General features: G+C 59.9%; 8 protein-coding genes. 2 read left to right on the top strand and 6 right to left on the bottom strand.

All coding sequences use genetic code 11. The features are described from left to right. The 4 genes from ACK5L9_RS05980 to ACK5L9_RS05965 form a co-directional block, all read right to left on the bottom strand. On the bottom strand, positions 1–395 hold a 395-nt coding region (locus ACK5L9_RS05980), incomplete at its 3' end, for an organic hydroperoxide resistance protein (protein ID WP_416910549.1). 2 nt (positions 396–397) lie between these two features. Then, positions 398–1186: an aspartate/glutamate racemase family protein gene (locus ACK5L9_RS05975; protein WP_416910548.1), complete on the bottom strand. Its 789-nt coding sequence runs from the start codon at positions 1184–1186 to the stop codon at positions 398–400. 171 nt (positions 1187–1357) lie between these two features. After that, positions 1358–2074, bottom strand: a complete 717-nt coding sequence (locus ACK5L9_RS05970) for an SGNH hydrolase domain-containing protein (protein ID WP_416910547.1) — start codon at positions 2072–2074, stop codon at positions 1358–1360. Continuing rightward, positions 2002–3321 (bottom strand): acyltransferase family protein, encoded by a 1320-nt coding sequence (locus ACK5L9_RS05965; RefSeq protein WP_416910546.1) that lies wholly within the window; start codon positions 3319–3321, stop codon positions 2002–2004. Before ACK5L9_RS05965 ends, ACK5L9_RS05970 begins: the two co-directional genes overlap by 73 nt. Here ACK5L9_RS05965 and ACK5L9_RS05960 point away from each other — a divergent pair. Both ACK5L9_RS05960 and ACK5L9_RS05955 read left to right on the top strand, forming a co-directional pair. Then, positions 3235–3486 (top strand): hypothetical protein, encoded by a 252-nt coding sequence (locus tag ACK5L9_RS05960; RefSeq protein WP_416910550.1) that lies wholly within the window; start codon positions 3235–3237, stop codon positions 3484–3486. The genes ACK5L9_RS05965 and ACK5L9_RS05960 overlap by 87 nt on opposite strands. Before the next feature lie 118 nt (positions 3487–3604). Next, positions 3605–5182 (top strand): hypothetical protein, encoded by a 1578-nt coding sequence (locus ACK5L9_RS05955; protein ID WP_416910545.1) that lies wholly within the window; start codon positions 3605–3607, stop codon positions 5180–5182. Here the strand turns inward: ACK5L9_RS05955 and ACK5L9_RS05950 are convergent. After that, on the bottom strand, positions 5164–6843 hold the full coding sequence (locus ACK5L9_RS05950) for a peroxidase family protein (RefSeq protein ID WP_416910544.1): 1680 nt from the start codon (positions 6841–6843) through the stop codon (positions 5164–5166). The genes ACK5L9_RS05955 and ACK5L9_RS05950 overlap by 19 nt on opposite strands. A 142-nt stretch (positions 6844–6985) precedes the next feature. Next, positions 6986–7285 carry a hypothetical protein gene (locus ACK5L9_RS05945; RefSeq protein WP_416910543.1) on the bottom strand — a complete coding sequence of 100 codons (300 nt, stop codon included), beginning with the start codon at positions 7283–7285 and terminating at the stop codon, positions 6986–6988. Positions 7286–7313 lie beyond the last annotated feature (28 nt).

The following is a 7313-nucleotide window of genomic DNA, read 5'->3' as shown; positions in this document are numbered from 1 at the left end:
CGCGTCGCGTTCGAATAGGGGCAGCGTTCATGCGCGCCCTTCACCACCGCCTCGGCCTGCGCCCGGTCCATACCGGGCAATGACACCCGCAATTCGGTTTCAAGGGCATAAGCCTCGCCCGCGCGACCGGTTCCGACAATGGCGGTGATGCTGGCATCTTCGGGCAGCGCCACCTTGGTCAGCCGCCCCACAAGCTTGGTCGCGCTAAGAAAGCAGGCCGCATAGCCCATGGCGAAAAGCTGTTCGGGATTGGTCCCCGCCCCGCCCGGCCCGCCAAGTTCACTGGGGATGCTCAGATCAACCGACAGCCGCCCGTCGCCGGTTTCGCCCTTGCCGTCACGCCCGCCCCAGACCCGTGCCTCGGCGGTATAGAGAACCTTTTCCGGTTTGATCATCTTCACACTCCGTTATCAGGTGTTGAAAAAATGTTGTGGAAATCCTGCTGCGCCTGCCCCCGAGGCGTGGCAAAGGAAGGCCCGCGGCTTGGGCCAAGCTGGTCGATCTTGCGCAACTGCGCCCACATCTCGGCGGATTTCAGCGCCACCGAGGCACAATTGACGACCGGAGCATGACCGACGGTCATGCCCGGAAACTCGGCCACGAACAGCCCCGGCAGCACGCCGCCCGTCAGGATCACATCCGCCCCTGCCCCGACCAGCCGGTCCGCCGCCCCGTGCAGCCTGTCCAGCAGGGCCTTTCTGGCCCCGGTATCGCCCGCAAAGCTGGCGTTAAATTCCTGCGGATCGCTTTCGACGGTTTCTACCCCGACCAGCCGGTGCCCCATCCCATAGCGGTCTGCCTGCTCGTGATGCCAGAGCGTAAATTCTGGCGACAGCGTCACGATCCCCATGCGCCGTCCCAGTGTCGAGCCGGCCAGCATCGTCGCCTCTCCGGTGCCGATCACCGGAATATCAAGAACCGAGCGCAGCTCGTACAGGCCGGGATCCTGAAAATGGCCCATCACATAGGCATCGCAGGTACCCGGCGGGATCTGCAATGCCCGGCGGATGGCCTGCGCCGCACAGCGAAATTCGGCCAGCCGCCCGAAATCCCGGTCCGGTGGACTCATGCCCTCGACCACGACTTCGGTGCCCTCGGCGGCGATCCCGTTCAGATAACCCGTCAGCCGTTTCAGGTAGTCCGCCCCGATATCCCGGTCCACGAAACTCTGCCAGAAGATCCGCATCAAGCCTTGCTCCCGTTCGCCGCACCTGTCCCGCCATGCGGCGGCTGGTTGCGGCCAGACGATTTAATGCTTTGTCACGAACAGGTTAGCCCCGCCGATCCTTCAATCCCAGAATATAGTTTAGATATAAAATATACCCCGGTCAAGCCGGACGGCGTGGACGGGACTGGCTTACCATGGCGGGCTTCTGTCCACGCCAGCGAAAAGCTTGGCAATCCCGAACCGGGATAAGTGATTATCGTCAGCATAAAGCGCGACCCCAAGCTCCATTCCGGGACACGCCAGATCGATTCCATCGCACATGATCTTGCTGGTCCTGATCACCGCAACGTTTGGATCGTTGAATGATTCAAGAATACCCAGCATCTTTTGACTGCGTTCAAGATAATCCGCGAAGGGAGCAGAAATATTGATTTTCTCATGATCTTTATCATACGCGAAATACTTGCGGGCAAAGAAGCCAATATCTTTCGACATTTCCGGAACAGGTTCGAACACAATAACCTTCGCGCCGGTTTTCATTAACCGCTTCAACCCCGTGCGGATGATGCGTTGCGCATCAACGGGGCTGTCAGATGGAACACCCGTATCCGGGGCCGCGATAAGTTTGTAATCATTATCCAGCACAGGTTGCGACCGGAAGGCCAGAACGATCAGGTTATAGCGCGACCCTGCCACGTGATTATACATGGCGGTATTGGCAGCGTTACAATCCCTGGAACTGGTTCGATAGCCCGGAAAAGGAATACATCCACCAAAGGTTGCAACGGACGTGATATACCCGGATGCTGTCAGACGCGCAACAATCTCCGAAGTCATGACGGTTGCGTGGCTGTCACCCAGCAGGATCGCATGACGGGGCGCAGATGATTGCTGTGCCGGAAACACACATTCCGGCAGAGGCGCGTCAGGAACCGCGCGAAGGGACAGGTCGAGGTCACAAGGCGGGGTGTCGGCACGCAATCCGGCAAGATTGTGGTTGATCTGGCTGAAGGTAAGGCCGGATGGCGCCAGACGATCAGGAAAACCATCACGGACATCCCCCATGCCCCCATCAGCAGGGCGACCGCTGCGGTCGTGCCGATCATTAACGCAAGCGGCTTTCGACCGACGACAAAACCCGCTGGACCTTTGGCGCGGAACGGCTGTTCAACCAGCCTCCATGTAAGCCAGGCAAGAAGAATCGCCACAGCGACAAGCCCCAGCCTGAAGCCAGCGGACAAGTCGTCCATAAGGCGCAGGCGTGCGAATGCAAACAGCGGCTGGTGCCACAAATAAAGGCTATAGCTGATCAGGCCGACCCAGACCATCGGCGCAGTGGCAAGAAGGCGTCCCGGCCCGCTGTCTCTGGATGCGAAAAGAATGACAAGGCCGGTTCCAAGCGTTGGAAGCAACGTTTGCCACGAGGGCCAGCTATCCTGACGCGCGAACAGCAGCGCCACCGCAATCATCGCCAGACCCAGAGCCGTTGCAAGGCTATTGGGGCGAATGCTTTTGCGGGTCAGGATAATGGCGCAAATCGCACCGGTCAGCAATTCCCACGCGCGCAGGGGCAGCAGATAGAATGCCGCGTTGGCCCAGCTTCCGCTCAGGATCATGCAGGCGACAAAGCTTGACAAGGTGATCACGCCAAGAACTGACATGGTCCGCAGGTATCGGCCCGCCCCCCTCCAGATCAGGAACAGCAGGGGCGGGAAAAACAGGTAATATTGCTCTTCTACGGCAAGACTCCAGGTGTGCAGCAGCGGCTTGAGTTCGGCGGCAGTCGAGAAATAGTCGCTTTTCAGCCAAAAGAATATGTTCGAGGAAAACAGAACAGTCGCCACGAGGCTTTGCGAAAATTCGTTCAACTCAAGCGGGTACATGAACCTGTACCCGAAAAAGCTGCTTGCCGCGAGAACCAGAAAAAGTGCTGGAAGAATACGCCGCGCCCGTCTTTCATAGAAATCAGGAATGCTGAACCTGCCAGCGTCAATATCCCCGACAAGCAATGACGTGATCAGGTATCCGGAAATCACAAAGAAAATATCAACCCCGGAGAACCCACCATGAAAGGGACCGACGGATGCATGAAAGAACACAACGGGAAGAACTGCAATCGTCCTGAGTCCGTCAACCTCTGGTCTGTATTTCATAATAACCTTGGTAAGTTCGCTAAAAAAATAATTTGCGCAGCCAAGGCTGAATCGCTGTGGAGATTTATGACGATTGACGCGGTTCTGACAATTACCAATATGATGAGCACGTTACATGCCTATGTTTGTACGGGAAAAAATGTCGCATATCCGCTTTGCCGGTGATCGGGGCCGTGCCCCTTGTGCAAGCGGCGGCCTGTATGCGGAATCGGCTACGCATTTCAGACAATCTGGTTTATCCTTGTCCCCGGCAACCCGAGTTTTCAGTTCGATGAAACAGGTATTGAGCGCATCGGCCGAGGCTGATCTGACCAGGGCTCTGTTGGGTCTGTACGAATGTGCCATCGTGCCCGAAAGGTATCGCGATCTGACGCACGAGCTGGAAACGCTGCTTGCCGAACGGTCCGATACCTCGACCGTTGTAGCGCTGGAACAGCATTCGGAAACGATCTGGCGCAAGGCCGCCAGTCTGCTGTTCTCTGATCCGGGCGGCTCACCGAATGACGGCGGCGGGCTTGAGATAACCCCGCGCAAGGTGGACACGCCCGAGATCCGGGCCTTTCTGGACCGTGTTCCCGCCGATGACCAGCGCCGTCTGTTTGCGCTGATCGACGGGCACCAGCCCGAGACGCGGGCCGTCATTCGCGCCGAAACCGGGGATTCCGGCGCGCTTGCCCTGCATCTGGCGCGGCGGGTGGGCGACCGGGTCCGGGTGTTCCGGCTGACCAATGATCTTGCCGTCGAGGTCGAGACGTTGCTGATCTCGCAGTTCCGGATCAGCGCGTCGGAAATGCAGGTGCTGCGGGGGCTGGTGTCGGGGCAGGCGCTGAAAGCCCTTGCTGCCGAGACCGGAAAATCCGTCGAGACGATCCGTTCGCAGACCAAATCCATCGCCGCCAAGCTTGGCTTTTCACGCCAGAACGAGATCTCTGCCGCCATCAATTCGATCGCGCGCGCCGCCGGTCCGGGGACCGCGCGGCGGGCGGAAACGGCGCTTGACTCGGTCCGCCTTCGCGACGGGCGGGTGCTGTATTACAACCGGACCGGCGCGCCCAATGGCAAGAATGTGCTGTTCTTTCATGATTTTTCCGGGTCTTGCCGCTGGCCGCAAGCCGTGGTGGCACAATTCGCGCAGGCCGGGCTGCGCGTGATCTCGCCCGCACGCGCGGGCTTTGGGCCGTCAAGTGTCAACCGCCGCACGCAGATGCAACTGTTCGAGGACCATCTGGACGATTATGCCGAGCTGATGGACCAGCTTGGCATCGATGCATGTCATATGCTGGCCTTTGGCACGGGCTTTGGTCTTGCTCATTCCCTGTGCCGCCGAGAACCGGCCCGCGCGCGGTTCCTGGTGGGGCTGAACGTCTATCCGCCGATCCTGTCGCGGCACGACGCCATGCAGTTTCCGCCGGGCATGTACCGCGCCGGTTCTCTGGCCGCGCTTTTCGCGCCGCGAACCTGCGCGCTGATCAGCCGCTATGCCTCGCGCCGGGCGGCAGCGGCCGGAAACATCACCGAGCTTGACCAGCTTACCGGCCATCAGGGTGCCAATGGCGAACGCGAGGAACGGTTTTTTCACGATTTCATCCAGCCGAACCTTGCCGATGTCATGCAGGCGCGGGCGCGGGGGGTCTGGCGGGACTGCACCTGCCTGACGATCCCCTGGACCACGCTGTATCAGCGCGCCACCCCCGTCCGCGCGATCATCCTGCAAAACGCAGATTTCCCCTTTCAGCCCCTTGATCGCATTCGTGATCTTGCCGAATCCCTTGACCTGCCCTTCAAGACATTGCCGCGCCCCTATCGCCATTTCATCGACGATTTTGGCGACGTGCTGGACCATTATGCAGGATGGGCCTGAGCCACGGCAGTCGAAAGCGTGCCGGATTCGGCTTGGGCCGTGCCGTCCAGAGCCTTGAACGAAACGGCCACACGCTCCGGGTTGCGGACCGTCCATGCGACGATCTGGCTGAAGCTGTCGGTCGAATGGATGATGTCCCAACCGGTTTTCGAAAATGTCGTCTCGTTGAACACGCCTTTCGCAAGCAACGGATTTCCGAAGATATGGGTAAAGGCATCAAAGGCAACCATGCGGCACATCAAATCTCCCATCATGGCACCTTCTTCATGCGCCTCGGCCAGCAATCCGACATACCAGTCAAGATCTTCGACCGACCGGTACAGCGCGGCAAGTTCGCTGGCGGTCTGCGCCTCGCCGGTCAGCGCCTCGAACGAGCGGACCGGCGCCATGCCAAAGGCTTTGCGATAGGCGTTATAGGGCCTGATCTTCGCACGCCGCGTCATCTCGACGGTTTTCTGCTGGACGGAAAGCTGCACCAGTTCACCGTCAAGCCATATCGGGCGCGGCTGGGTGAATATTGCAGGGGTGTTGTGCAACCCGATCCGCCCCGCCCGTTGCCGTGACGCGGCGTCGATCAGGGCCCCAAGCCCCAGCCCGGTGACAAGTCCGGGGTTGGACAGGGTTTCAGCCATGGGGATCCGGCTCTGTCCGATGCGCAGAAAGTCGGGGACTAGGCTGTGCCAGCGATAGAGGATGCCGAACTCGATCCCGATCCAGTTCGCGCGTTTCCACCCCGAGCGTTCGCCAACCTCGGGATCAAGATCAAAGGGGAAGTCCAGCGTCGCGATATGGGCGATATATTCGCGCAGCACGATTTTCAGCAGAAGGGCGACCATCACATTGCGCGCCGTCTGGAAAATCTGCTCGTCCTTCCAGTCGGGATAGGCAGAGGCCAGCCTGTCCGCGACGTGGTTATGCGCACGCAGGAACACGATGTTCAGCACGATATTGCCCGGCGTCGCATTGCCCTGTTCCAGCCCGGTGGCGAAAAGCGTCGGCAACCCGGCATCGGGCACGCGGGCGATTGTGGCGGCAAGCCGTTCGGGGCTGTGCAACTCGGCAAATTCAGGATCCGAGAAAACAAGCTTTTCGTGCGTCACGCCCTGCGCAAAAAGGCGTGGCGGATATTCTTCGCCATCGGCGCCGGTCTCGGATTTCAGCCGCCCGCCTTTCCCCGACCGCAATTTCGTCGTGGCTTCTTCGGTGAGGCCATAGATCTGGCACAGGTCGATTTCGTGGTTCGAGCTGTTGCGCCGCCATGCTTCCGGCGAGGTTTCCGGTCTGGTGCGGATAAAGCTGTCGGTAAACCACTGCGCAAAATAGGCAAAAAGGACGCTTGTATCCTGCGACGGGATTTCGTTCCCCTCGCGCCGGAACAGCGGCATCAGATCGGCCGTGTCGGGGCGGTCACGGATGACCGGGTCTTCGGCAAGCTGACGGCCCGTATAGGTCTGGTCGGTCAAAGCCGGCCAGCTTGTAAAGGGCTGGCGCAACGAAAAGGGGCGCGGCCTTGGAAAACCGCGCCCGGCACAACGCTCTATCAGCTTGCGGTTCAGCCATTTCTTAAGCCAGCCAATGAGCAAAATGGCCTGCCATAGCTGCGGATTGCGCCGGAAAAAGCGGCCAAGCCAGTTGCTCAGCCCGTTCAGAAGTTCATTCATCGTGCTGGTCTCCGATCCATTCTACGCGGAATGCGCTAAAAACACGTCACACCTTCACCAGGAACCTGTTACAAGCCGTGCAGCATCGTACGGAAAGCCGGGTTGGCCTCCGCTGCAAAGCAATTCGCTGCTTTTGTCGGGTTCAGCGACCCTTAAGCGCGTCAACCTCTCCGATGACGGTCGTGATTACCGACAAGCCGCCGATCTGCTGCGGCAGTCGCGCGGCGACGCCGGCATCCACCACCCCGACCACCAGCGCGGCACCGCCCGCCGGGCCATAGCCGACACCCACCGACACCACGCCGGGCAGCGACAAAAGCTGTGCCTCGGCGGCCTCGGGAAGGGGATTTCCGGTTTCTGCGGTAACGGTCCCGGTCGGGACATAGTCAACGGGACCGCTGCCCGAGAAGTCCGGGCCGGGGTTGCTGATGTGATCACCCATGACGCTTCCTTCTCATTTTACACCCCTG

Source organism: Paracoccus sp. (in: a-proteobacteria) (assembly GCF_047973135.1).
Lineage (GTDB): Bacteria > Pseudomonadota > Alphaproteobacteria > Rhodobacterales > Rhodobacteraceae > Paracoccus.
This window is presented reverse-complemented; position numbering and strand designations above follow the sequence as displayed.